The following is a 24,701-nucleotide window of genomic DNA, read 5'->3' on the forward strand; positions in this document are numbered from 1 at the left end:
CGTCAGACCGGGCTCGAGCGACCGGTCATTTCCCGCGCCATTTCGGTGGCGTAGCTGTCGGTCATGCCGGCGATGAAGTCGATCATGCGCAGGAACGAGCGGTACAGCGGCCAGTGCGGGTCGGGGGCGTTATGGCCCAGCAGGTCGAGGATCCGCCGGTTCTTGAATGACGGCGTGCGCCCGCCGTGTTGCTCCAGGGCCGCGCCGCAGAAGGCATTGAGCAGGATTTCCAGGGTGGTGTAGGCACCGATCTCGTGCAGCGTCTTGCGCTTGTCCTGAAAGATCTTCTCGCGGGCCATGGCCTTGGCCGCTTGCACGCAGTGCTTGGCCGGGCCGTGCATGTGCTCGACCAGGTCGCCCTCCAGGCGGCCGGCCAGCAGGCTGGACTGCTGCTCGACGAACGCCTGGGCGGCCGAGTTGGTGAGGTGCTCGATGGCCTTGCCACGCAGGATCGCCAGCTTGCGCCGACGCGAATCCTGCGGGCCGAGCTGGCGGTAGGTTTCCGGCAGGTCGTCACCCACCAGGTCGAGCAGCAGGGACTCCACTTCGGCGTAGTCGAGCAGCTCCATTTCCAGGCCGTCTTCCAGGTCGATCAGCCCGTAGCAGATGTCGTCCGCGGCCTCCATCAGGTACACCAGCGGATGACGTGCCCAGCGCTGCTCTTCGAGCTGCGGCAGGCCCAGTTTGCTGGCGATCTGTTCGAGCAGTGGCAGCTCGCTCTGGTAGCAACCGAACTTGTGTTTCTTGTAGCCCAGCGCTTCGGCATGCCGCGAGGTCCAGGGGTACTTGAGGTAGGCGCCGAGGGTGGCGTAGGTCAGCCGTGTGCCGCCATCGAACTGATGGTACTCGAGCTGGGTGAGCACACGAAAACCCTGGGCGTTGCCTTCGAAACTGAGGAAGTCGCCGCGCTCGGCGTCGCTCATGGCGTCGAGCCAGCCGCGCCCGGCGGCCTGCTGGAACCAGTGACGGATCGCGTCCTCGCCGGAATGGCCGAACGGCGGGTTGCCGATATCATGGGCCAGGCAGGAGGATTGCACGACCATGCCCAGGTCGCTCGGCTCGCACCAGGCCGGCAGTTCGCCGCGCAGCATCTCGCCGACACGCATGCCCAGCGAGCGGCCCACGCAGCTGACTTCCAGGGAATGGGTCAGGCGCGTGTGGATATGGTCGTTGCTGGATACCGGATGCACCTGGGTCTTGCGCCCCAGGCGGCGAAAGGCGCCGGAAAAGATGATGCGGTCGTGATCCTTGTGGAATGGGCTGCGGCCCAGTTCATCGGCGCTGGGCGAGGGTTTGCCGAGACGTTCACGGGTGAGCAGTGTTTGCCAGTCCAAGCGTGTTTCCTTTACCGGTTACCGCGGGTCAAAGATGTGCGCTCTTGCCAGCGGAGCCGCACAGGCGAATGCCTGTTAGCTTCCCTGTTCATTGGGGCAACTGCAAGGCCGTATCCACTAAAGTCCACTGGCGTCGATATCGACCAGCAGCAGGCGCGCGCCGTCATCGATGAACTGCCCGGCGGTCAGGCAATACTGATTGGTCGTGGCGTCGCGGTAGGTATTGGACAGGACCAGGCGGCGCTCGTCCCAGCCTTCGGCCAGCAGCTGATAGAAGTAGGGGCGCCAGGACCAGTTATGGCCCAGGTAGCGATCGTCGGCTTGCCACCTGCCATCGCGCCATTCGAGGTTTGGGGTGATCTGGGTGCCATGCCTGTCGCATTGGTAAAGGCGCAGCAGCCATGGGTACGTGGCTGGCGTGACCGCGGGCGCGCGTGACTGGGTGTCGCTTTTAAGCTGCGTGAACAGCTCGGCGAGCTGCCTGCGCAATGCCATGAGACGCATGCGCTCGGCGAGCTTCTTCTGCACATAGGCGTCGCGCAACCTGGCGAAGTGCTCGACGAAAGCGTCGCTATCAAAGAACGCGAGTTCTGGCTTGGCGAACAGGTAGCCCTGTACAAAACGGGCGCCGCATTCCAGCGCGAAATGCAGTTCGGCTTCGGTCTCTACACCTTCAGCGATGATCCAGCAGCCGGTCTTTTCCGCCATCAGGGCTAGGGCCTTGACCACTTCTCCACTGGGCCCGCCGCGGGCCGCCTCCTTGAACAGGCGCATGTCCAGTTTGAGAATGTCGGGGTGCAAGGCCAGAACGCGGTCGAGCTGCGAATACCCGGCGCCGAAGTCGTCGATGGCAATGCGCACCCCGGCCTCGCGATAGCGGGCTGCCACGGCCGCCAGGCGCTGGCTGGCGCCGCCCAGCTCGGTAATCTCGAACACCACGCGCCTGGGGTCGATAGCACTGCCTGCCAGTTGCTTGAGGCTTGGCAGCGCCTGTTGCGGTCGCAGGCGACCAATCCAGCGCGGAGAGATGTTCACGCTCAGGAACCAGTCCGGCGGCGCATCTTGAAAGCGCGCGAACGCCTGCTCGCGAACGGCGCGGTCAAGCTTGCGCAGGGCAGCGGCAGGTGTTTTCGGATCGGCGAACAGCGGCCCTGCCGACTGCAGGTGGCCATCGGCGTCGCGCAATCGGGCGAGCGCTTCGACACCGGCGATCTGTCCGCTAGCGGTGTCGATGAAGGGTTGGAAGACGGCGACAGGTTGACCGTCGAGCACCGGGCACATCCTTAGTGATAGGGCGGGGGCCGGGATATGACCTGGCCTTTAGCGCCGTTTCTAGCAATAAGGTGGCCAGTTTTACGCTTGATCGGGTTTTTCTGCTGGCTTTTCGCCTGTATCCCGAGGTGCGCGTTTGCGCAGGTCAGGAAAGGCGGCAAGTGCCATGCGCAGCCAACGGCGCCATTGGCCCCCGCGCATGCCCAGTACCGTCAGGGCGAACACGCCACCGGTGATCCAGATTGGTGCGTTGCTCTTCTTGAGTTCCTCGCGCCAATGTGTGCCCAGGTTCTTGGCTCTTTGCAGCGGCTCGAGCATGACCAGGGTTTCATGGCGAATTTCCTGGCGATGCATTTCCAGGCGCAACCGCAGCATGGTCTTGCGCAATTCCCTGGTGCTTTTGTCGGTCATGGCAGCAGTTGCTCGCGATCACGGGCCAGTTCTTCGAGGCTGGCGCTGAAGGGCGCCGGCGCATTGCGCATGCGCTGTACCAGGTGCCAGCCGCAAACCAGCAGGCCTGCTGCATAGAAGAGGCAGAGCAGGGTGATGACCAGAATACGGTGGGTATCCCAGAAGAGAATCAGCAGCGCGGCCGACACGCCAATAATCAGCATGAGACCGAATAGCACACAGAGACCTGTCAGGATCAGCAGGGTGACGGTGCGGGCCTGCTGTTCCTTGATCTCTTCGCTGAAAAGTGCCACATGGCCATGAACCAGCCCGAGCAGCGCACCGGCCAGGCGCCGTGGCGAAGGGCCGCGGCTGGGAGGTGCTGCTGTCTGGCTGTCATCCATGTGCTGTCCTGATCAACGTCGGCTAATGAGCATGCCAATCAGTATACCAATGCCGGCGGCAATGCCGATGGTCTGCCACGGATGGGTCTGCACATAGTCTTCGGTTGCGCCGGCCACTGCACGGCCACGCTGAACCACGGTTTCTTCGGTGTTCTTCAGTGTAGTGCGCGCACGGCCGAGGCTGTCACGGATCTGTGCACGCAGCTCTTCTGCCTGTTCGCCGACCAGACCAGCCGAGTGCTGCAGCAGGGTTTCGGTGTCACGTACCAGTGCCTGGAACTCTTCGAGCAGTTCTTCCTTGTTGGCGGGAGCTGCGGGGCGCGGGGGAAGGGGACGGGCCATTGATCAATCTCCTGAAGGTATGAGGCGGTGTAAGGGGTTCGAGTTGCGCGTCCCGGGCAGGTTCACTCTATCTGCCAAGTCAGCTGAAAAGCGCGCATGGAAGGGCACAGGCATTGCATTGGCGAAACCCGAGGTTGGCGGCAATGCATGGTTATGGTGCCGGGCCGTCTTCTTGGCATCTGTCTGGTGCCTAATTAACTTTTTGATAAATATAGATAAATTCCAGAAAAGAGCTGGCTACGGAGCGCCGTTGCGCCAGTGTGCTCCCTACGGGAGCGCGGCGTGACAAAAGTGTGTGCCTATAAATGGTGCTTCTCGACAGGCAGATGTTCTTTTTTGGTGCTTTTCGCTGCGGAGTCCTTGCTTCGATGGAACACCTCGACAGTGCCGTACAAACCCTGATCCACGGATCCAACACACTATTCATTCTGATCGGCGCAATCATGGTGCTGGCCATGCATGCCGGCTTCGCCTTTCTGGAAGTCGGTACGGTGCGCCAGAAGAACCAGGTCAACGCGCTGTCAAAGATCCTTTCGGACTTCGCCATTTCAGCCGTTGCCTACTTCTTTATCGGCTACTGGATCGCCTATGGAGTCAGCTTTCTGCATCCGGCCAGCATGCTGGTCGAGGGCAGCGGCTATGGGCTGGTGAAGTTCTTTTTCCTGCTGACCTTCGCCGCGGCGATTCCGGCGATCATTTCCGGGGGCATTGCCGAGCGCGCACGCTTCGGCCCGCAGCTGTGTGCCACTGCCCTGATCGTTGCCTTCGTCTATCCGTTTTTCGAAGGCGTCATCTGGAACGGCAACTTTGGCTTCCAGGCCTGGTTGCAGGCGCATTTCGCCGCGCCGTTCCATGATTTCGCCGGCTCGGTGGTGGTGCATGGGGTCGGGGGCTGGCTGGCCTTTGCCGCGGTGGTACTGCTGGGGCGCCGCGATGGTCGCTACCGGGATGGCCGTCTGGTGGCCATGGCGCCGTCGAGCATTCCGTTTCTGGCGTTGGGTTCCTGGGTGCTGATCATCGGCTGGTTCGGCTTCAACGTCATGAGCGCGCAGACCCTGGGCAGCATCAGCGGGCTGGTGGCCGTCAACACGCTGATGGCGATGGTCGGCGGTACCCTGGCGGCGCTGATCGTCGGGCGCAACGACCCGGGCTTCCTGCACAACGGGCCACTGGCCGGGCTGGTGGCCATCTGCGCCGGCTCCGACCTGATGCATCCGGTTGGCGCCCTGGCGACCGGCGCGATAGCCGGGGCGCTATTCGTCTGGGCCTTTACCGCGACCCAGGTGAAATGGAAGATCGATGACGTGCTTGGCGTCTGGCCGTTGCACGGCTTGTGTGGTGTGTGGGGCGGCATTGCCTGTGGCATTTTCGGCCAGCCCTGGTGGGGCGGCCTGGGCGGTGTGAGTCTTGCCAGCCAGGTGGTCGGCAGCCTGGCCGGCATTGCCGTGGCGCTGCTCGGTGGTTTCGCCGTGTATGGGCTGCTCAAGCTGTTGGTCGGTATTCGCCTGACCCAGGAGCAGGAGTACTACGGTGCTGACCTGTCGATCCATCGGATCGGCGCCGTCAGCCAGGACTGAGCATCGCCAATCCTTCGGTCGACTCAGGGCTGGGGCGGCCTAAACTTTTGTCGAGGGCTGCCGTCAACCTTGGACATGCTCCGTTTTCGGTGACTTGCCATGGCTATTTCAATCCCGCTGTCGACCAATACGACAGGCCGCTCGCCGCAGATCGGCGGGCAGCCTACCATCCGCAACGCAGCCGATGCCCAGGCGACGCTGGCCAACCGTCTCGCCGAGCGCCTGGGCTTGCCGCCCGGCTCGCTGACGGCCAAGCAGGACGACTTCTCGCCGGAAAAAGTGGCGGATCGTGTACTGGGCTTCGTCGAGCAGCGACTCAAGAGCGAAGCGGCTTCCGGCGCCGACCCTGAAAAACTGCAGAAGCTGCTGGATCAGGCCCGCTCCGGTGTGCAGAAGGGCTTTGACGATGCGCGCAAGATTCTCGACGGCATGGGGATGCTCAAGGACAAGGTCGCCGCCGACATCGACGACACCTTCAAGCGCATCCAGCAGGGCTTTGCCAATCTCGACAAGCAATTTGGTTCTGCACCTGCCGCCGGCGGCACCGGGGTTACGCCTACCGCCAGTGATCGCTTCGCGGCGGTCGCGGAAAGCTTCGAACTCAACATCACCACCCGTGACGGCGACCGCCTGCGGGTATCGGTAGCCCAGGCCTCGGCTGCCTGGTCTCGCAGTGAAGGCACCAGCCAGCAGTCGGGCAGCCTGCAGATCGGCGGTTGGCAGGTGGAGGTCGAAGGCGAGCTGGATGATCAGGAAAAGGCTGCCCTGGAGAAACTCTTCGGCCAGGTGCAGGATCTGTCCAATGCCTTCTATTCGGGCGATATGGGCGGCGCGTTCGATCGCGCCATGTCGCTGGATATGGACGGCTCGCAACTGGCCTCCATGTCGCTGCGGCTCACCCAAACCAGCGTACGCCAGGCAACCGACACCTATGGCGCGGTATCCAGCGAGGGCGGGCAGTCGGCCAGTGCCGTGAACGGCGCCTTGACCGACTACGCGCAGGGGCTGCTCGATGCGCTGCGCACCGCCGATGCCTGGGCCAGCGATGGCAAGGGGCTGCTGCAGGATCTGCTCAAAGGCGGCTTCTCGCTGGATGAGCGCTTCGATCCGGCGCGCCTGGACAAGGCCGAGCAGCTCAATGGTCGCCTGCTCGATGGTCTGCAAGGGTTGCTGGCACCGCAGGGCAACGCGGTGGGAGACAAAACCTGACATGATGGCGCGAGATGGTAAACTGCCATCTTTGTCGCTGCGCAGGCATGATCATGCTTCCTGAATGCCAGCTGTTGGGCACCCTGGGCTGCCATCTGTGCGAGTACGCAGAGGCCGTGCTGATGCCGTTCGTGGACAACGGCCTGTCGGTCGAGTTGCTGGATATCGCCGAGCAGCCCGGGTGGCTGGAGCGCTATGCCCTGGTAATTCCGGTGCTGCGTCGCACGGACACGGGGGCTGAGCTGCACTGGCCGTTCGACGCCTCACAGGTTGCCGCCTTTCTCGGTTGACCTGCGGCATCAGAACGACAGGCACCTGGCCTTGGGGCCAACTTTCTTTTTTGCTAAATGGGGAATCACGTCCATGAACATGGTGCTTGGCGATGCGTTATCGCTGCTGCTGTTTCGTTTGCACAGCGGCCGCTTGTTGGGCATCAACCTGCTCAAGGTCAATGAAATCATTCCCTGCCCGGCCCTGACCAAGATGCCCAGCCGTCATCCGCACGTGCGTGGGGTAGCCACGCTGCGCGGCTCGGCATTGACGGTCATCGACCTGGCTCGCGCCATTGGTGAGCGTGGCGGCAGCGACAGCCAGGAGGGTTGCCTGATCGTCACCGAACTGAGCCGCTCGCGGCAGGGACTGCACGTGCACAGTGTCGAACGTATCGTGCAGTGCTCGACCCGCGACGTGCGTCCGCCACCTTCGGGTGCCGGCCCGCGTGCGTTCATCACCGGGGTGACCCAGATCGATGGCACCATCGTGCAGATTCTCGACATCGAGAAAGTCCTGCACGAAATCGCCCCGGCGCCCCTCGAGGAGGTCGGCGAGCAGCTGCTTTCCCCGGCCGAGCAGCAGTTACTGCAGGGGCGCCGCGTGCTGGTGGTCGATGATTCTCAGGTGGCACTGCAGCAGACCCTGATCACCCTGCGCCAGCTCGATCTCGACTGCCAGGCGGTACGTAGCGCTGCCAGTGCCCTGGAAGTGCTACATGAGGCGCAGCAGGAGGGCCGACCCGTCGAGGTGCTGGTCTCGGATATCGAAATGCCGGAGATGGACGGCTACACCCTGGTTCAGCAGATTCGCAAGGACGCGGTCCTTGGCGAAACCTACGTACTGCTGCATACCTCGCTGGACAGCACCATGAACACCGAGAGAGCCCGGGCAGTAGGGGCCAACGACGTGCTCACCAAGTTTTCCCGGGTGGATCTCAGCAAGGCTTTGCTGCGTGCGTTCCAGCGCCTGGACGACTGACGCTATTCGCTTCGCTGCTCGCCGGTGAACTGCAGGGTGATCTTGCAGCGTCGGCAGAAATAGCGGCGTCCCTTGGCCACCAGCGCATGGCGCTGGGCGGAAAACGGAAACTCGCCCTCGGGACATTCGCAGCGATAGATGAAGCGGCTGACCGTGCGCCGTTTCACCTCATAACTATGGCAGCGGTGTGCGGGCAGCTCATAGACGCCGCGCATGATCAGCTGCCATTCCTCACCGTGGGGCTGGATGCGCAGGCCGAACAATTGGTGGGCGATTAGGTGGGCCACCTCGTGAGCCACCGTCTGGCGCAGGAAATCGTCCTGGTTCTCATGGTAAAGCTGTGGATTGAAGCGCAGCTTGTTTTCGGTGAGGTGCGCTACGCCGGCTTTTTGCCCGCGCAGCTTGAAGCACACCTGAGGGCGGGTGAAGCGCCGTTTGAAAAAGCTTTCTGCCTGTTGGTAGCAGGCTTCGACGCGGGCGTGAATCTGTTCGGGCATGGCGGCTTCGAAGGCGGGTAACTGGCGGCGATTATGCCGCAGATCACCGCCTCCTGCAGCCTGGCGGGCCAGGCGGTAGCGCTTAGCGGTAATAGCGCTGCAGGGTCTCCATGGCGCTGTTGATGCGCTGCAGGCGTTGCGTGCAGCCGCCGCGATCCGGGTGGTGCAGGCTGACCAGCTGCCGGTAGCGCTGGCGGATGACCGCAAGATCGAGTTCGTCGGCATGTTCGTCGAGGTCCAGCGCCGCCAGTGCATCACGCTTGCCCTCGTTGCCATGCAGGCGTAGCCAGAATTTGCCGAGCATCTGCTCCACGTCGTCCGCGCCGGTATCGCGCAGATGATTCAGATCCAGGTAGTAGTCACGAAGCGGCTCATTTTCGCTGAGCGCGTGCTCGCCGGCCTGGTAGGGCAGCAGACGGATGCACAGCGGGCTGATCTGCAGTGTTGCCTGGCCTTCGGCATGCAACTGATCGCGCAGCCGATAGAGGGTGTGGAACAGCAAAAAGTGGCTGCGAAACAGTTCGAGCGTATCGCTGGGCAGGCGCGGGTCATCGTTCTGCCAGCGGCTCAGGCGCAACAGCAGTTCGTACTCGGAAAGCCCTTCGGGCGCCGCCGTCAGGAGTTCGAGCAGCTGGTTGGGGGGAGCGGTTTCATCGTTCATCGCCTTACCTTAGTCGATGGCGCGGCAAGTTGATAACCCGCTGATGCCGGCTTTTACCCATGCGCCGACCATTAGCCGTTTTCCGGCTGGGGTGCGCTCGGTTTTCTGGGTAAAATGCGCGGCTTCAGTACTTCTAGCGGATTCTTGCGCGCCATGGGCACCCTCTCGGTCAATCAGAACAAGCTGCAAAAACGCCTGCGCCGTCAGGCCGGCGAAGCCATCGCCGATTTCAACATGATCGAGGAGGGCGACAAGGTCATGGTCTGCCTGTCCGGTGGCAAGGACAGCTACACCATGCTCGACATCCTGCTGCACCTGCAGAAGGTCGCACCGATCAGCTTCGAGATCGTCGCGGTGAACATGGACCAGAAGCAGCCGGGCTTTCCCGAGCACGTGCTGCCCGCCTATCTGGAGTCCATCGGCGTGGCGTACCACATCGTCGAGAAGGACACCTACTCGGTGGTCAAGGAAAAGATCCCGGAAGGCAAGACCACCTGCTCGCTGTGTTCGCGTTTGCGCCGTGGCACGCTGTACACCTTTGCCGACGAAATCGGCGCGACCAAGATGGCCCTCGGTCATCACCGTGACGACATTCTCGAGACCTTCTTCCTCAATATGTTCTACGGCGGCACCCTCAAGGCCATGCCGCCGAAACTGCGGGCCGACGACGGGCGCAACGTGGTGATTCGCCCGCTCGCCTATTGCAGCGAGGCCGATATCGAGGCCTACAGCACGCTCAAGCAATTCCCCATCATCCCCTGCAACCTGTGCGGCTCCCAGGAAAACCTGCAGCGCCAGGTGGTCAAGGACATGCTGCAGGAGTGGGAGCGCAAGTCGCCTGGGCGTACCGAGATCATGTTCCGCGCCCTGCAGAACGTGGTGCCCTCGCAGCTGGCCGACCGCAACCTGTTCGACTTCACCAGCCTGAAGATCGACGAGCAGGCCACGCCGCGTTTCCTGAACGTGATGAATCTGTAATTCGAGGACTGACCCCACACGATGCACGATTACCGATGGCTGCATGAATACTGCGTTAACCGCTTCGGCTCGGTCGCGGCGCTCGAGGCGCGTCTGCCGCAGCCCGTCTCGGACAACAAGCTGCGCGCGCTGAGTAACGATCGCTACCTGTCGATCATGAGCCTGCGCATCTTCAGGGCCGGTCTCAAGCACAGCCTGGTCGACGCCAAGTGGCCGGCCTTCGAGGAAGTGTTCTTTGGCTTCGACCCGGAGAAGGTCGTGCTGATGGGTGGCGAGCGGCTGGAGCGGCTGATGCAGGATGCCCGCCTGATCCGCCATCTCGGCAAGCTCAAGAGCGTGCCACGCAATGCGCAGTTCATCCTCGATGTGGAGCAGGGGGCGCTGAGCGCACCTGCCGCCGCGGTTAATGCTTCCACGGCAAAGGCCGGTTTTGCCTTCGGTGCACTGATCGCCGATTGGCCGGTCACCGATATCGTCGGGCTATGGCACTGGCTGGCCAAGCAGGGCACCCAGCTGGGTGGCCTTTCTGCACCGCGTTTTCTGCGCATGGTCGGCAAGGACACCTTTATTCCCAGCGACGACATGGTCGCTGCGCTCAAGGCCCAGAAAATCATCGACAAGGCGCCCAACAGCCAGCGTGATCGTGCGGCGGTGCAAGCGGCCTTCAATCAGTGGCATGCGCAAAGCGGTCGGCCCATGTGCCAGCTTTCGGTGATGCTGGCCCACACGGTGAACCACTGATGCGGCCGCAACTGCAGCGCCTGGCGTCGGTGATCGTCGAAGCGCAGCGCATCCTGATCATCACCGGGGCAGGTCTTTCCGCCGATTCCGGGCTGCCGACCTACCGCGGCATCGGTGGGCTGTACAACGGTCATACCGATGACGGGGTGCCGATCGAGGTGGCGCTGTCGGGTGAGACGCTGCGCCATGATCCGGCGCTGTGCTGGAAGTATCTGGTGCAGCTTGGCAGCGCCTGCCTGGGCGCCGAGCCGAATGCCGGCCATCAGGCGATAGCGGAACTGCAGATGCTGAAGCCAGAGTGCTGGGTGCTGACCCAGAACATCGATGGTTATCATCGCCTGGCCGGCAGCCCCGAGGATCGGCTGATCGAAATTCACGGCGAGTTGGCGCCACTTTATTGCCAGCGTTGCGGACAAACAGACGAACGGTTGGGTGAGCGTCTGCTGCAGCCACTACCTCCTTTGTGCGAAGCATGCGACGGTGTAATGCGTCCGCCCGTGACCCTGTTCGGGGAGATGCTGCCGGCCGCTGCCCTGGAGCGTCTACGTAGGCAGTTGGCAAAGGGTTTTGACCTGGTGGTCAGTGTCGGCACCAGCGCCAGCTTTCCTTATATAGCCGAGCCGCTGGTGCAGGCGCGGCGTTCGGGTGGGGTCACCGTGGAGGTCAATTTGTCGCAGACCCAGGTCAGCGAACTGGTTGATTTCAGGCTGGAAGAACGGGCCTTAGATGTTTTCCCTGAACTACTGAGTCACATTACTGCTCATAATATTTGCAAATGAGCCCGTTCGCGGGCATAGTCGCGGCTGTTCATTTTTCATGCCACGGTCGTGCCCATGCGCAAACGCTTCGCACCCCTCGTGCCTCTCGCACTCACAATGGTTCTCGCCGCCTGCGCTAACCATGCTCCGCAACCCCGGATCGATGCACCCACAGCCCAGGCTTCAATGCCTGCCAGGCCGGTGGTCGCTGCGCCTGCGGTGGCGCACAAAGACGCCAGCGAAGACGACGCGGTCGTCGATTTCGCCAGTCATGCGCCATATGAGCTGCCGCAACTGGCGGATAGCGTGTTGGAGAAAGGCATTTCCCTGATCGGCACCCGCTACCGCTTTGGTGGAACCTCGGTGAAAACCGGTTTTGATTGCAGTGGTTTCATCGGCTACCTGTTCCGTGAGGAGCTGGGCATGGAACTGCCACGTTCGACGCGCGACATGATCAAGATCGACGCGCCGCTGGTGGATCGCAAGGCGCTGAAGCCGGGTGATCTGGTGTTCTTCAGCACCGCAGGGCGCGGCCGCGTGAGTCACGCCGGTATCTACCTGGGCGACGATCAGTTCATCCATTCCTCCAGCCGTCGCAGTGGCGGCGTGCGCATCGACAGCCTGGACGACGGTTACTGGAAGCGTACGTTCATCGAGGCCAAGCGCGTTCTGGCGCTGGCGCCGACCGAGCACCTGGCCTCCCAGCATTGACAGATTGATTGCCCGGACAGTTGGTCGGGCAACAATTTGAATGTTTTCAAGCGACTGCAGCGTAAAGCTAAAGCTTGCACTGCAGTGGCGAACACGGCAGAGTAGGGCGCATTCAGGCTCCAGGATCGTCCGTCCATGACTGCCACCGTCCGTATCGCCTTCCTTCTGCTCGCAGCACTGCTCAGTGCCTGTTCCAGCCGAGCGCCCGCACCTGCTCCGCAACCCGTCGTGGTCATGCCCGCACCCGGTGCTTACCAGGGTGGTGCAGACGACGTACTGTTCCGCGCGCTAGGCCTGGTGGGTACGCCTTATCGCTATGGTGGCAATACCCCGGACAGCGGTTTCGACTGCAGCGGTCTGATCGGCTATGTGTACCGTGATGCGGCCGGCATCAGGCTGCCTCGCTCGACCCGCGAGCTGATCAGCATGCGCGCACCAACCATTGGCCGGGACTCGCTGCGCAGTGGTGATCTGGTGTTCTTTGCCACCAATGGCGGCCGCCAGGTCAGCCACGCCGGCATCTATGTCGGCGAAGGGCGCTTCGTGCATGCGCCGTCCTCGGGCGGCACTGTGCGCCTGGACAGCCTCGGCAACAGCTACTGGCAGCGCACCTACATCGAAGCCAAGCGGGTCTTTCCGGTGGAGCTGGCCAGCCATCCCTGAGCCTTTCGCTGGCGCGCAGCCCTAGGCAGCGCGACATAACTGACTCTCCGATTGACGCATATGCCGTCAGTCCTTACCCTTTGCGACCTGCTTCAGGTGTCCCTGGTCGCGGCCAGGGGTGAAACTGGGAAGTCGGTGCGCTGCCAAGCGAGCAATGCCGACGCTGCCCCCGCAACGGTAAACGAGTCCAACCATGCTTCTGGCCACTGTATCGTCGATACGGGAAGGCAGCGTGGGGCGCTGTGTTCTTCGAGCACGCACTCGTAAGCCCGGAGACCGGCCTGTCGCTTTTTCCTTAGGTTGCGCGGTGGGCGCGGCCGGTGCGCGGCCCCAGGGCCAGCTCCTGCCTGCTCCTGCGTGATCGTTTTTATCGTCAGGCATGAAGCGCGCGTGAGCGCTTCTGCTGCCCAGGCGTGCTGGCACCAAGGAGATCCCATGAGCGAGTCGACCCCATCCCCAAGCCGCGAATCGGCCGAGCGCGACGCCCGCCACAACGCCCGCATGGTCCGCAAGAAAGCGCTGATGGACGACAAGATCGCCCAGGCCCAGGACGAATACGGCTTGCTGCTGGTGCACAGCGGCAACGGCAAGGGCAAGAGCAGCTCGGCCTTCGGCATGGTCGCCCGTGCGCTTGGCCATGGCCTGAAAGTGGGCGTGGTGCAGTTCATCAAGGGCGGCATGGCCACCGGCGAAGAGCACTTCTTCCGCCGCTTCCCCGATGAAGTCAGCTACCACGTGATGGGTGAGGGCTACACCTGGGATACCCAGGATCGCCAGCGCGACATCGAGAAGGCCCGCCAGGCCTGGGAGGTCGCCAGGCAGCTGCTGGGTGACCCGCAGATCGCCCTGGTGGTGCTCGATGAACTGAACATCGCCCTCAAGCACGGCTATCTGGATGTGGATCAGGTGCTGCGCGATATCGAATCGCGCCCGGAACTGCAGCACGTGGTGGTCACCGGTCGCGGCGCACCGCCGGCGCTGCTCGAGGCCGCCGACACGGTAACCGAGATGACCCTGGTCAAGCATGCCTTCAAGGCGGGTGTGAAGGCGCAGAAAGGCGTGGAATTTTGAACCCGGCAGCATCGCCCTCGGCCACTGAGCCCCCCACACCACGGCAATGCCCGGCGCTGGTGATCGCCGCGCCGGCTTCCGGGCAGGGCAAGACCACCGTCACCGCCGCCCTGGCACGTCTGCATAGCCGCCAGGGCAAGCGCGTGCGGGTGTTCAAGTGCGGGCCGGACTTTCTCGACCCGATGATCCTCTCCCGTGCCAGCGGCAACCCTGTCTATCAGCTGGACCTGTGGATGGTCGGCGAGGCCGAGAGCCGTCGGCTGCTCTGGGAAGCGGCGGGCGAGGCCGATCTGATTCTGATCGAAGGGGTGATGGGGCTGTTCGACGGCTCGCCGTCGGCAGCTGACCTGGCGCGTCGTTTCGGCGTGCCGGTGCTTGGCGTGATCGACGGCTCGGCCATGGCCCAGACTTTCGGAGCCTTGGCGGTTGGCCTGGCCAGCTATCAGCCGGATCTGCCGTTCTCCGGGGTGCTCGGCAATCGCGTCAACCCGGGGCGGCACAATGACCTGATCCGCGACAGCCTGCCGAGCGCCATCCGCTGGTATGGCTCTTTGCCGCGCAGTGCGGCCATCGAGTTGCCAAGCCGGCACCTCGGCCTGGTGCAGGCCGGTGAGCTGGCCGACCTGGATGTGCGCCTCGATACCGCGGCTGATGCCCTCGAGCAGACCGCGACGGTGACGCTGCCTGCGCCCGTAAGCTTCGCGGCGCCTTTGACGAATCCTGTGCCTCCGTTGTTGGAGGGCGTGCGCATCGGCGTCGCGCATGATGCATCCTTCGCCTTCATCTACCAGGCCAATCTCGATTTGCTGGAGCGGATGGGCGCCACTCTGATGTTTTTCAGTCCGCTGGTCGACGACGAGCTGCCCGAGGTGGACAGCCTCTATCTGCCGGGCGGCTACCCGGAGCTGCACCTGCAGGCGTTGTCCGCCAATCGGCCGATGATCGACGCCATCAAGGCACATCAGCAGCTGGGCAAGCCTATGCTCGCCGAATGCGGAGGCATGCTGTATCTGCTTGAATCTTTGAGCGATGTCGCCGGTGAGCGCGCTGAACTGGCCGGCCTGCTGCCTGGCCACGCGCAGATGCAGAAGCGTCTGGTCGCCCTGGCCCTGCAGCGCGTGGTATTGCCCGAGGGCGTGCTGCGTGGGCACAGCTACCACCATTCGCGCCTTGAGTCCGCAATGGAGCCGCTGGCTCGAGGTGAGTGCCCGAATGACAAACCGGTCAGCGAAGCGGTGTTTCGTCTCGGCCGGCTGACCGCGTCCTACATCCACTTCTATCTGCCATCCGATCCGGCAGCTGCCGCGGCGTTGCTGCGCCCATGAGCGAACACGCCTTCAGCGCGGAGGAGCGCGCCGCCATCTACCGGGCCATCGCCGAGCGCCGTGACATGCGCCATTTCAGCGGTGGCGAGGTGGCGCCCGAGTTGCTCGCGCGGTTGCTCGAAGCCGCGCACCAGGCGCCCAGCGTCGGCCTGATGCAGCCGTGGCGCTTTATTCGCATCACCCGGCCGGCACTGCGTGAAGACATCTATCAACTGGTCGAACGTGAGCGCCAGTTGACCGCCGAGGCACTGGGCGAACGTTCGGACGAATTCATGCGCCTGAAGGTCGAGGGCGTTCGCGACTGCGCCGAAGTGCTGGTGGCGGCCTTGATGGAAGGCCGCGAGGCCCACGTGTTCGGCCGGCGCACCTTGCCGGAAATGGACATGGCATCGCTATCCTGCGCCATCCAGAACCTGTGGCTGGCAGCCCGCGCCGAAGGCTTGGGCATGGGTTGGGTATCGCTGTTCGACCCCGTCGCCCTGGCCGAACTGCTGGGCATGCCGCTGGGCAGCAAGCCGGTCGCGGTGCTCTGCCTGGGGCCGGTGCAGGCCTTTTACCCAGCGCCGATGCTGGCCCGGGAAGGTTGGGCGCAGGTGCGGCCGCTGCACGAGCTGCTGTTTCAGGATCGCTGGGATCAGCATGAATAACGGGACCTTTGCATGAGCCTGATCCTCAGCGCCGTCGCGGGCGTGGCCCTGGACGCCGCCCTTGGCGAGCCGAAGCGCTGGCACCCGCTGGTGGGCTTCGGCAAGTTGGCCAACCGCCTGGAGCAACGCTTCAACCCGTCCGGTGGCGGCTGGCGCAGCCACGGGGTGAGCGCCTGGTGCCTGGCGGTGCTGCCGTTCACGCTGCTGACCGTGCTGCTGGTGCAACTACCGTGGGTTGGCTGGCTGGTACAGATAGTTGCCCTGTATGCCGCCCTGGGGCTGCGCAGCCTGGACCAACATGCCCAGCCGGTAGCCCAGGCACTACGCCTGGGTGATCTGCCGCTGGCCCGGCAGCGGGTTGGCTACATGGTCAGCCGCCGCACCGAGGATCTGGACGCCACCGGCGTGGCCCGTGCCGGCACCGAGTCAGTGCTGGAAAACGGCAGCGATGCGGTGTTCGCCGCACTGTTCTGGTTTCTCGTCGCCGGCGCGCCGGGTGTGGTGCTGTACCGCCTGAGCAATACCCTGGACGCCATGTGGGGCTATCGCAACCAGCGCTTCGAGCGCTTCGGCTGGGCCGCGGCGAAGATCGATGACGGGCTCAACTACCTGCCGGCGCGTCTGGTGGCGCTGACCTATGCGCTACTGGGGCGTACCGCCCTGGCGATACGCTGCTGGCAGCGCCAGGCGCCGCAGTGGGACAGTCCCAATGCCGGGCCGGTAATGGCCGCGGGCGCCGGTGCACTGGGCGTCAGCCTTGGCGGCGCGGCGGTCTATCATGGTGAACTGCACCAGCGCCCCGAGCTGGGTGAAGGGCCGTCGCCACGGGCGCGGGATATCGAGCGGGCAATGAACCTGGTGTGGGGCGGCGTGCTGCTGTGGCTGCTGCTGATGCTGATCGTGGAGGTGTGCATTGCTTGAGCACGGCGGACGGTTGCGCAAGGCGGCGCTCCGCTATGGCATCGCGTTGAGCGACTGGCTGGATCTCTCGACCGGCGTGGCGCCCTATGGCCTGCCGCTGGCAGAGATTCCTGTGCAGGTCTGGAATCGCCTGCCGGAGCAGAATGATGGCCTGGAAGCCGCCGCCTGCGCCTACTACGGTGCTACCGAGCTGCTGCCGGTGGCCGGCTCCCAGGCGGCGATCCAGTGCCTGCCACGGCTGCGCCGCGAAGCGCGGGTCGGCATCGTGTCACCGGCTTATGCCGAGCATGCGGCGGCTTGGCAGCGCGAAGGGCATCGGGTGCTGGAGATCAGCGAAGCCGGCGTCAACCGGGCGCTGGAGCGCCTCGACGTGCTGCTGCTGGTCAACCCCAACAACCCCACCGGGCGGCGCTTTTCCCCCGAGCAGCTATATGCCTGGCATGCGCGCCTGGCCGAGCGGGGCGGCTGGCTGATAGTCGATGAAGCCTTTATCGACTGCACCCCGGAGCAGAGCCTGGCGGCCCACGCGCATCTGCCGGGGCTGATCGTGCTGCGTTCGTTCGGCAAGTTCTTTGGCATGGCCGGCGCGCGCCTGGGCTTCGTGCTGGCGGAGCGCACGCTGCTCGATGAGCTGGAGGAGATGCTCGGCCCGTGGACGATCAGTGGCCCGACCCGCTGGCTGGCGACCCGGCTGCTGGCTGACGAGCAGGCCCAGCACGACCAACGCCAACGCCTGATCTGCGACGGCCAGCGCCTGGCCGGCCTTCTGCGCGAGCATGGCCTGGCGCCCACTGGTGGCTGCGCGCTGTTCCAGTGGATTGCCAGTGAGCATGCCGCTTTGCTGCATGAGTTCCTGGCCTGCAATGGCATTTTCACCCGGCTGTTCGAACAGCCGGCCAGCATTCGTTTCGGCCTGCCGCCGGACGAACCCGGCTGGCAGCGCCTGGCGGGCGCATTGCAAGTCTTTGCCGAGGAGGCGCGATGAGTCATTTGCAAGGCGGCGCCACCCTGATGGTGCAGGGCACCACCTCCGATGCCGGCAAGAGCACCCTGGTTACCGCCCTGTGCCGCTGGTTGCGGCGCCAGCGCGTCAGCGTGGTGCCATTCAAACCACAGAACATGGCGCTCAACAGCGCGGTGACCGCCGACGGCGGCGAGATCGGCCGCGCCCAGGCGGTACAGGCCCAGGCCTGTGGTTTGGCAGCGCATACCGATATGAACCCGGTATTGCTCAAGCCCAACAGCGACACCGGTGCCCAGGTGATCATCCATGGCCAGGCGGTCGGCAACATGAATGCCGTGGCTTATCACGACTACAAGCAGGTCGCCCGGGAAGCGGTGCTGGCCTCCCATAGGCGCCTGCGGGCCAGCCACCAGGTGGTGATGGTCGAGGGGGCCGGTTCGCCCGCCGAGATCAACTTGCGTGCCAATGACATCGCCAACATGGGCTTCGCCGAGGCGGTCGACTGCCCGGTGATCCTGGTCGCCGATATCGACAAGGGCGGGGTGTTCGCCCATCTGGTCGGCACCCTGGAGCTGCTGTCGCCCAGTGAGCAGGCGCGCCTCAAGGGCTTCGTGATCAACCGGTTTCGCGGTGATATCGCCCTGCTCAAGCCGGGCCTGGACTGGCTCGAAAGGCGCACCGGCAAACCGGTGCTGGGCGTGCTGCCGTACCTGATGGACTTTCATCTGGAGGCCGAGGACGCCATCGACCGCCGCCAGGTGAGCAAGGCCGATCAGGTGCTCAAGGTGGTGGTGCCGGTGCTGCCGCGGATCAGCAACCACACCGATTTCGATCCGCTGCGTCTGCACCCCCAGGTCGAGCTGAGCTTCGTCGGCCCGGGCGAAGCCATCCCGCCGGCCGATCTGATCATCCTGCCCGGCTCCAAGAGCGTGCGTGCGGACCTGGCCTTCTTGCGCCGTGGCGGCTGGGCGGCGGCCATCGATCGGCACCTGCGCTATGGCGGCAAGCTGCTGGGCATTTGCGGCGGCTTGCAGATGCTCGGGCGTCGGGTCGAGGACCCGGAGGGGCTGGAAGGGCCGGCGGGTGGCAGCGACGGCTTTGGTCTGCTGCACATCGACACCGTGCTGGAGCCGCACAAACAGCTGCGCAACGTCAGCGGCCGGCTGTGCCTGGAGGACGCCGTCATCAGCGGCTACGAAATCCATGCCGGGGTCACCTCGGGTATCGGTCTGCAGCGCGCTGCGGTGCAGCTCGACGATGGCCGCAGCGATGGTGCGTTGAGCGCAGATGGTCAGGTCATGGGCACCTACCTGCACGGGCTGTTCGAGTCCTCGGCGGCGTGCAGCGCGCTACTGCGCTGGGCCGGGCTGCATGACGTGCAGGCCGTGGATTACCACGCACTGCGTGAGCGCGATATCGAACGCCTGGCCGATCTGGTCGAAAACCATCTGGACCAGGCTGCCCTGCGGGCACTCTGTGGCCTGAGCGAGGAGACGCGCTAGATGCGTGAGCTGATTCTTGGCGGTGCCCGTTCGGGAAAGAGCCGCCTGGCCGAGCGCCTGGCTGCCGAGTCGGGGCTGGAGGTGATCTACATCGCCACCAGCCAGCCGCTCGATGGCGAGATGAACAGCCGCGTCCGCGCCCATCGCAAGCGGCGTCCGGCCGAGTGGGGGCTGGTCGAAGAGCCATTGGCGCTGGCGCGAGTGCTTCAGGAGCAGGCCTCGCCAGATCGCTGTCTGCTGGTCGACTGCCTGACCCTGTGGCTGACCAACCTGTTGATGCTCGAGGACGAGGCGCGCCTGAACCGCGAGTGCGACGCGCTGCTGGCAGGCCTGCAGGCGTTGCCCGGCCGGGTGATTCTGGTCAGCAACGAAACCGGCCTTGGTGTGGTGCCGATGGGCGAGCTGACCCGCCGTTACGTGGATGCCGCCGGTTTGCTGCATCAGGCCGTCGCCGAGCGCTGCGAGCGCGTGCTGTTCACCGTTGCCGGCTTGCCGATGCTTCTCAAGGGAGACCCGTTATGACAATCGACTGGTGGCTCAACCCCACTCAGCCCCTGGACTCGGTAGCGCGTGACAAGGCAGCGGCCTGTCAGGCGCAACTGACCAAACCAGCCGGCTCACTTGGCGAGCTGGAGCGCCTGGCGGTGCACCTGGCGGCGCTGCAGGGCCGCGAGCGGCCGCAGGTCGACAAGGTATGGATCGCCATCTTCGCCGGCGACCATGGGGTGGTGGCCGAGGGCGTTTCCGCCTATCCCCAGGCGGTCACCGGGCAGATGCTGCGCAACTTCGTCACCGGAGGCGCGGCGATCAGCGTGCTGGCCAGTCAGTTGGGCGCTGCCCTGGAAGTGACCGACCTGGGTACTGCCGAGCCGCTCGAGCCTTTGCCGGGCGTGCGTCACCTGCAGGTCGGCGCGGGTACCGCCAACCTGATGCGCGAGGCAGCGATGACTCCGGCCCAGGCGCTGATTGCCCTGCAGGCCGGGCGGGATAGCGTGCTACGCGCTGTCGAGCAGCGCCATGAGCTGTTTATCGGCGGCGAGATGGGCATCGGCAATACCACCGCCGCCACGGCACTGGCCTGCGTGCTGCTCGGCTGCCCGGTAGGCGAGCTGGTCGGGCCGGGCACCGGTCTGGCGGCGGCCGGCGTCGCCCACAAGGCGCAGGTGATCGAAACGGCGCTCAAGCTGCACCAGGGCGCCGTGGAGCACCCCATAGAGGCGCTGCGTTGTCTTGGTGGCTTCGAGATCGCGGCGCTGACCGGCGCCTACCTGGCCTGTGCCCAGCAGGGTGTGGTGGCATTGGTCGATGGTTTCATCTGCAGCGTCGCCGCCTTGCTGGCGGTGCGTCTGAACCCGGCGTGCCGTGACTGGCTGCTGTTTTCCCACCAGAGCGCCGAGCCTGGCCACCAGCGCCTGCTCGCGGCCTTGCAGGCCACGCCGATCGTCAGCCTGGGGCTGCGCCTGGGCGAGGGCAGTGGCGCGGCCCTGGTAGTGCCGATGCTGCGCCTGGCCTGTGCGCTGCACAACGGCATGGCCACCTTTTCTGAAGCCGCGGTCGCGGATCGTCCGGCGTGATCCTGCACCTGTTACGCCACGGCGAAACCGAACAGGGCGGCGGCCTGCGCGGCAGCCTCGACGATGCCCTGACCGAGGCAGGCTGGGCACAGTTGCGGGCCGCCGTGCAGGCTGAAGAACACTGGGACGCCGTGGTCAGCTCGCCGCTGCAGCGTTGTGCGCGGTTTGCCGAGGAACTGGCGGCTGCCCGCGGCCTGCCACTGCAGTTCGAGGCCGGCCTGCAGGAGCTGCATTTCGGCGACTGGGAAGGGCGCAGCGCCGCCCAGTTGATGGAAACCGACGCCGATGACCTGGGCCGTTTCTGGGCCGATCCCTACACCTTCACGCCGCCGGGTGGCGAGCCGCTGCTCGCCTTCGAGGCGCGGGTGCTCGATGCACTGCAACGTTTGCAAGCCGAGTACGCCGGGCAGCAACTGCTGGTGGTTACCCATGGCGGGGTGATGCGCCTCTTGCTCGCCAGGGCGCGTGGCTTGCCGCGCGAGCAGCTGCTGCAGGTCAGCGTCGCCCACGGCCAGCGTGTGCATCTGCAGTTCGACGCGCACGGTCTACGGGAGCTGCCATGACGCCGTTGTGGATCGCCCTGCAGTTCCTCACTCGGTTGCCCGTGCGCCTCTCCGGTATGCCCACGCCAGAGCAGATGGGCCGCTCGCTGCTCTGGTACCCCACGGTTGGTGCATTGATCGGTTTGGTGCTGGTGGTTGCGCAACTGCTGCTGGCCGGCACCGCTGAGCTGTTGCAGGCGGCGCTATTGCTTACCCTTTGGGTGGCATTGAGTGGCGGTCTGCACCTGGATGGTCTGGCTGACAGTGCTGATGCCTGGGTGGGCGGCTTTGGTGATCGCGAGCGCACCCTGGCGATCATGAAGGATCCGCGCAGTGGGCCAATCGCGGTGGTGGCCCTAGTGCTGTTGCTGTTGCTCAAGTTCAGCGCCCTGGTGGTGCTGTTGCAGGCGGGCGAGGGCGCACTGCTGGTGCTGGCGCCCTGGCTGGGGCGCGGTCTGTTGCCGTTCCTGTTTCGCTGCACGCCCTACGTGCGCAGCGGCGGCCTGGGCCAGGCATTGGCCGAACACATGCCGCGCCGGCAGCTGCCCTGGGTGCTGGCCCTGCACGCAGCCGCGCTGTTGCTGCTCGGCGGAGCGGCCGGCGGGCTGGGTTTGCTGGTCGCGCTGCTGGCCCTGCTCTGGCTGCGGCACCTGATGTGTCAGCGTCTGGGCGGTACTACCGGTGACACCGCCGGGGCACTGGTGGAAATCGTCGAATGTGCGGTGCTGGTGGCCCTGGCGGTCTCACACTAGCCGAAGCCTTGCGCCCGCGTTGGCGAATCGCAAGTGCCCGCTCGGAGCCTACCAGGCGCAAAGCCCGGTGTTGCTCAATTCCTGTCCATTGCCATTCGCAGCATCAGCCTGGCGTTGCTGCCTGAACCCGGAGCTGATCTACGCCAGCGTGCTGACGGCACCTGGCAGTGACTAGTCGACCTTTATGCGCCTGCTGAAGAGTGGCACTAGCAGCCTTGCACCCTGAAAAATAATTAATGATAACTATTATTATTTGATATCGTGTCCGGATTGTTTAGGCTAGCGCGCGTTTTCAGGCCAGCCGACTGGTTGGCTCAACGCGACCATGGAGAGATCAGGATGTCGAGGGCAGTGCTAGGTGCTGGACGTTTTCAACTGAAATGGCTGGCCGTGATGGTGGCCGCCAGCTGTCATTGCGCGGCGTCCGCTCAGGCGGTGGTGGAGGCCGATTCGTTGCTGCTACCAGCACAAACCGTGACCGGCGAGCAGGATCAGCCACAGGGCCCGGCTATTGGCTACCAGGCAGCCAATAGCCTGACCGCCAGCAAGACCGGCACACCGCTTTCCGAGACGCCCCGTTCGGTTTCCGTGGTGACGCGCAAGCGCATCGAGGACCAGAAAGCGCAGTCCCTCACCGATGTGCTCGGCTATGTGCCGGGCATTTTCGCACCGCCTTTCGCCGCCGGCGACGGCCTGGCCGGCGATCTGTTCTTCATCCGCGGCTTCAACGCCACCGACTTCGGTTACGGGTTGCTGCGCGATGGCTTGCGCGTGCAGGGCAACCGCTACGACACCACCAGCGAGCCCTACGGCCTGGAGCGCGTCGAAGTGTTCCGTGGCCCGACCTCGATTCTTTATGGCGAGAATGCCCCAGGCGGTCTGGTCAACCTGATCAGCAAGCGCCCGACCTCCGCGCCCCAGGGCGAAGTGCAGCTCAGTTATGGTTCCAACGACCGACGCCAGCTCAATGTGGATGTCGGCGGTCCGCTTGACGCCAGTGGCAATGTCCTCGGCCGCGTGGTGATGGTCGGCCTTGTCGCCGATACTCAGGTCGACCACGTGCAGGACGATCGCCTGTACCTCGCGCCCTCGCTGACCTTCAACTTCGATGAATTCAATACCCTGACCCTGTTGTCCAGCTATCAGAAGGATCGCACCAAGCTCGAACTGGGGCTGCCAGCGGCAGGCACCCTGTTGCGCAATCCTAATGGCAAGATCGGCAAGGATACGTTCCTCGGCAACAACGACTGGAACACCTTCGAGCGTGAGGTGTGGACACTGGGCTATGAGTTCACCCATCGTTTCAACGATGACTGGCAGTTCCGCCAGAACTCGCGCTACATGCAGTCGCGCATCCAGCGCAAGGAAACCTGGCCAGGTAACCTGAATGACGCGGGGTTTGGCACTACGGTCGGCATGACTGCTTATGATCGTTACAACAAATCCATTACCTACTCCCTGGATAACCAGTTGGAGGGCAGGTTCGAGACCGGCGCGTTGCAGCACACCTGGTTGCTGGGTGCGAGCTTTGACCGTACCTCGTTCAATCAGGACTGGAATGCGGGTGCAGGGCAGGCGGTGAACGTGTTCGACCCGAGCTGGACAGGCGCGCCAACCACTCCGTTTACCGTTCAGGATTCCCAGCTGGATCAGCAGATGGCTGGTCTCTACAGCCAGATCCAGAGCCGGTACGAGAACTGGATCTTCCTGCTTGGCGGGCGTTTCGACTCGGTCGACAGCCAGTACCGCAATCACCGTGATGGCACCAGCCCGGTGAGCAATGCCGAGTCTGACCTGGATTATACCGACCGCGATTTCACCTGGCAGACCGGTGTGATGTATCAGTTCGACAACGGCCTGTCGCCCTATGTCAGCTACTCGACATCCTTCGTTCCGGTACAACAGACCAGCAGCACCAGCGGTCCTCTGGATCCGATCACGGCCGAGCAGTACGAAGTGGGCCTGAAATATGAACCGCAGGGCTGGAATACCCTGTTCACCGCCGCGCTGTTCGACCTGCGCAAGGAGAATGACGTCTACTTCGAAGCGGCTGCCAATGAATACCGTCAGGTTGGCGAAAGCCGTTCCAAGGGGGCTGAACTGGAGGTCAACAGCGACATCACGGCCAACCTGAATGTGACTGCGGCCTATACCTACACCGACGCCCGCATCACCAAGGATGCCCCGGGATCGTTGCTGGAAGACCGGCAGATGACTGGCGTGCCGCGCAACCAGGCGTCAGTCTGGGTCAATTACCGCTTCCTCGACGGTACCCTGCGTGGCCTGCGCCTGGGTGGTGGCGTGCGCCACTTCGACAGTACGTTCGGCTACACGGCGGACAGCCTCTACGGCACCCTCGATGCCGGCGATGTCACCCTGGTCGATGCAGCCATCGGTTACCAAATCGACGAAAACTGGTCACTGGATCTGAACGCCAAGAACGTCTTCGATCAGGAATACGTGGCCGGTTGCAATAATGCCGGGCGTTGCTATTGGGGCGACGAGCGCACCCTGCAGGGTACGGTATCGCTGCGCTGGTAACCCTGGTTCAGATTGCCTTGAGTCAGGCGAGGGGACGCCCCTTCGCCTTTTGCACCCCCCAGAGAATGACCGTG

The 24,701-nt window shown here is 64.2% G+C and carries 27 protein-coding genes and 1 riboswitch; of the genes, 20 read left to right on the forward strand and 7 right to left on the reverse strand.

Features of this window, described 5'->3' with window-relative positions; translation table 11 throughout:
* Positions 1-2: 2 nt before the first annotated feature.
* From BM154_RS13265 to BM154_RS13285, 5 genes are all read right to left on the reverse strand, one after another.
* Positions 3-1,334 (reverse strand): deoxyguanosinetriphosphate triphosphohydrolase, encoded by a 1,332-nt coding sequence (locus tag BM154_RS13265; protein ID WP_074884495.1) that lies wholly within the window; start codon positions 1,332-1,334, stop codon positions 3-5.
* 117 nt (positions 1,335-1,451) lie between these two features.
* On the reverse strand, positions 1,452-2,606 hold the full coding sequence (locus tag BM154_RS13270) for an EAL domain-containing protein (RefSeq protein ID WP_074884496.1): 1,155 nt from the start codon (positions 2,604-2,606) through the stop codon (positions 1,452-1,454).
* A gap of 81 nt (positions 2,607-2,687) precedes the next feature.
* The gene (locus BM154_RS13275; RefSeq protein WP_074884499.1) at positions 2,688-3,017 is read right to left on the reverse strand and encodes a hypothetical protein; all 330 of its coding nucleotides are present in this window, start codon (positions 3,015-3,017) and stop codon (positions 2,688-2,690) included.
* Positions 3,014-3,400, reverse strand: a complete 387-nt coding sequence (locus tag BM154_RS13280; protein WP_074884502.1) for a phage holin family protein — start codon at positions 3,398-3,400, stop codon at positions 3,014-3,016. Before BM154_RS13280 ends, BM154_RS13275 begins: the two co-directional genes overlap by 4 nt.
* 12 nt (positions 3,401-3,412) lie before the next feature.
* A complete protein-coding gene (locus tag BM154_RS13285) occupies positions 3,413-3,742 on the reverse strand; it encodes an ElaB/YgaM/YqjD family protein (protein WP_074884505.1) in 330 nt (109 codons plus the stop codon).
* A gap of 368 nt (positions 3,743-4,110) precedes the next feature.
* Here BM154_RS13285 and BM154_RS13290 point away from each other — a divergent pair, with 368 nt between their 5' ends.
* From BM154_RS13290 to BM154_RS13305, 4 genes are all read left to right on the forward strand, one after another.
* A complete protein-coding gene (locus BM154_RS13290) occupies positions 4,111-5,319 on the forward strand; it encodes an ammonium transporter (RefSeq protein WP_074884507.1) in 1,209 nt (402 codons plus the stop codon).
* Between the two features lie 99 nt (positions 5,320-5,418).
* Positions 5,419-6,528 carry a DUF5610 domain-containing protein gene (locus tag BM154_RS13295; protein WP_074884510.1) on the forward strand — a complete coding sequence of 370 codons (1,110 nt, stop codon included), beginning with the start codon at positions 5,419-5,421 and terminating at the stop codon, positions 6,526-6,528.
* 53 nt (positions 6,529-6,581) lie between these two features.
* Entirely contained in the window at positions 6,582-6,818 is a 237-nt protein-coding gene (locus BM154_RS13300; RefSeq protein ID WP_074885356.1) for a glutaredoxin family protein, read from the forward strand.
* A gap of 73 nt (positions 6,819-6,891) precedes the next feature.
* The gene (locus BM154_RS13305; protein ID WP_074884514.1) at positions 6,892-7,779 is read left to right on the forward strand and encodes a chemotaxis protein CheV; all 888 of its coding nucleotides are present in this window, start codon (positions 6,892-6,894) and stop codon (positions 7,777-7,779) included.
* Between the two features lie 2 nt (positions 7,780-7,781).
* On the opposite strand, the gene BM154_RS13310 is transcribed toward BM154_RS13305, so the two are convergent.
* Positions 7,782-8,276 (reverse strand): SprT family zinc-dependent metalloprotease, encoded by a 495-nt coding sequence (locus BM154_RS13310; protein WP_074884517.1) that lies wholly within the window; start codon positions 8,274-8,276, stop codon positions 7,782-7,784.
* Positions 8,277-8,358: 82 nt separating this feature from the next.
* On the reverse strand, positions 8,359-8,937 hold the full coding sequence (locus tag BM154_RS13315) for a DNA-J related domain-containing protein (protein ID WP_074884520.1): 579 nt from the start codon (positions 8,935-8,937) through the stop codon (positions 8,359-8,361).
* 153 nt (positions 8,938-9,090) lie between these two features.
* Here BM154_RS13315 and ttcA point away from each other — a divergent pair, with 153 nt between their 5' ends.
* The 16 genes from ttcA (at position 9,091) to BM154_RS13395 (ending at position 24,627) form a co-directional block, all read left to right on the forward strand.
* Complete coding sequence (gene ttcA, locus BM154_RS13320) at positions 9,091-9,915, forward strand: tRNA 2-thiocytidine(32) synthetase TtcA (RefSeq protein ID WP_074884523.1); 825 nt, start codon at positions 9,091-9,093, stop codon at positions 9,913-9,915.
* Between the two features lie 21 nt (positions 9,916-9,936).
* Positions 9,937-10,656, forward strand: coding sequence for a DNA-3-methyladenine glycosylase I (locus tag BM154_RS13325; RefSeq protein WP_074884524.1), 720 nt, complete (start codon positions 9,937-9,939; stop codon positions 10,654-10,656).
* A complete protein-coding gene (locus tag BM154_RS13330) occupies positions 10,656-11,435 on the forward strand; it encodes an NAD-dependent deacylase (protein ID WP_074884527.1) in 780 nt (259 codons plus the stop codon). The genes BM154_RS13325 and BM154_RS13330 overlap by 1 nt, the downstream gene beginning before the upstream one ends.
* A 54-nt stretch (positions 11,436-11,489) precedes the next feature.
* The gene (locus tag BM154_RS13335) at positions 11,490-12,125 is read left to right on the forward strand and encodes an NlpC/P60 family protein (RefSeq protein ID WP_074884530.1); all 636 of its coding nucleotides are present in this window, start codon (positions 11,490-11,492) and stop codon (positions 12,123-12,125) included.
* A gap of 135 nt (positions 12,126-12,260) precedes the next feature.
* Entirely contained in the window at positions 12,261-12,788 is a 528-nt protein-coding gene (locus BM154_RS13340; RefSeq protein ID WP_074884533.1) for a C40 family peptidase, read from the forward strand.
* Between the two features lie 77 nt (positions 12,789-12,865).
* Positions 12,866-13,087: riboswitch (cobalamin riboswitch) on the forward strand.
* Positions 13,088-13,223: 136 nt separating this feature from the next.
* Positions 13,224-13,859: a cob(I)yrinic acid a,c-diamide adenosyltransferase gene (gene cobO / locus BM154_RS13345; RefSeq protein WP_074884536.1), complete on the forward strand. Its 636-nt coding sequence runs from the start codon at positions 13,224-13,226 to the stop codon at positions 13,857-13,859.
* Positions 13,856-15,184 (forward strand): cobyrinic acid a,c-diamide synthase CobB, encoded by a 1,329-nt coding sequence (locus BM154_RS13350; RefSeq protein WP_074884539.1) that lies wholly within the window; start codon positions 13,856-13,858, stop codon positions 15,182-15,184. The genes cobO and BM154_RS13350 overlap by 4 nt, the downstream gene beginning before the upstream one ends.
* Positions 15,181-15,831, forward strand: a complete 651-nt coding sequence (gene bluB, locus BM154_RS13355) for a 5,6-dimethylbenzimidazole synthase (protein WP_074884542.1) — start codon at positions 15,181-15,183, stop codon at positions 15,829-15,831. Before BM154_RS13350 ends, bluB begins: the two co-directional genes overlap by 4 nt.
* A 12-nt stretch (positions 15,832-15,843) precedes the next feature.
* Positions 15,844-16,752, forward strand: a complete 909-nt coding sequence (cbiB, locus tag BM154_RS13360) for an adenosylcobinamide-phosphate synthase CbiB (protein ID WP_074884545.1) — start codon at positions 15,844-15,846, stop codon at positions 16,750-16,752.
* The gene (gene cobD / locus BM154_RS13365) at positions 16,745-17,737 is read left to right on the forward strand and encodes a threonine-phosphate decarboxylase CobD (protein ID WP_074884548.1); all 993 of its coding nucleotides are present in this window, start codon (positions 16,745-16,747) and stop codon (positions 17,735-17,737) included. The genes cbiB and cobD overlap by 8 nt, the downstream gene beginning before the upstream one ends.
* Positions 17,734-19,218 carry a cobyric acid synthase gene (locus BM154_RS13370; protein WP_074884549.1) on the forward strand — a complete coding sequence of 495 codons (1,485 nt, stop codon included), beginning with the start codon at positions 17,734-17,736 and terminating at the stop codon, positions 19,216-19,218. The genes cobD and BM154_RS13370 overlap by 4 nt, the downstream gene beginning before the upstream one ends.
* Entirely contained in the window at positions 19,219-19,740 is a 522-nt protein-coding gene (cobU, locus tag BM154_RS13375) for a bifunctional adenosylcobinamide kinase/adenosylcobinamide-phosphate guanylyltransferase (RefSeq protein ID WP_074884552.1), read from the forward strand. It begins immediately after the preceding gene.
* Positions 19,737-20,792 carry a nicotinate-nucleotide--dimethylbenzimidazole phosphoribosyltransferase gene (cobT, locus tag BM154_RS13380; protein ID WP_074884555.1) on the forward strand — a complete coding sequence of 352 codons (1,056 nt, stop codon included), beginning with the start codon at positions 19,737-19,739 and terminating at the stop codon, positions 20,790-20,792. The genes cobU and cobT overlap by 4 nt, the downstream gene beginning before the upstream one ends.
* Positions 20,789-21,355 (forward strand): alpha-ribazole phosphatase, encoded by a 567-nt coding sequence (cobC, locus tag BM154_RS13385; protein WP_208609437.1) that lies wholly within the window; start codon positions 20,789-20,791, stop codon positions 21,353-21,355. The genes cobT and cobC overlap by 4 nt, the downstream gene beginning before the upstream one ends.
* Positions 21,352-22,086: an adenosylcobinamide-GDP ribazoletransferase gene (locus tag BM154_RS13390; RefSeq protein ID WP_074884558.1), complete on the forward strand. Its 735-nt coding sequence runs from the start codon at positions 21,352-21,354 to the stop codon at positions 22,084-22,086. The genes cobC and BM154_RS13390 overlap by 4 nt, the downstream gene beginning before the upstream one ends.
* Before the next feature lie 393 nt (positions 22,087-22,479).
* Positions 22,480-24,627: a TonB-dependent siderophore receptor gene (locus BM154_RS13395; RefSeq protein WP_074884561.1), complete on the forward strand. Its 2,148-nt coding sequence runs from the start codon at positions 22,480-22,482 to the stop codon at positions 24,625-24,627.
* Positions 24,628-24,701 lie beyond the last annotated feature (74 nt).

Source organism: Phytopseudomonas argentinensis (genome assembly GCF_900113905.1).
GTDB lineage: Bacteria > Pseudomonadota > Gammaproteobacteria > Pseudomonadales > Pseudomonadaceae > Aquipseudomonas > Aquipseudomonas argentinensis.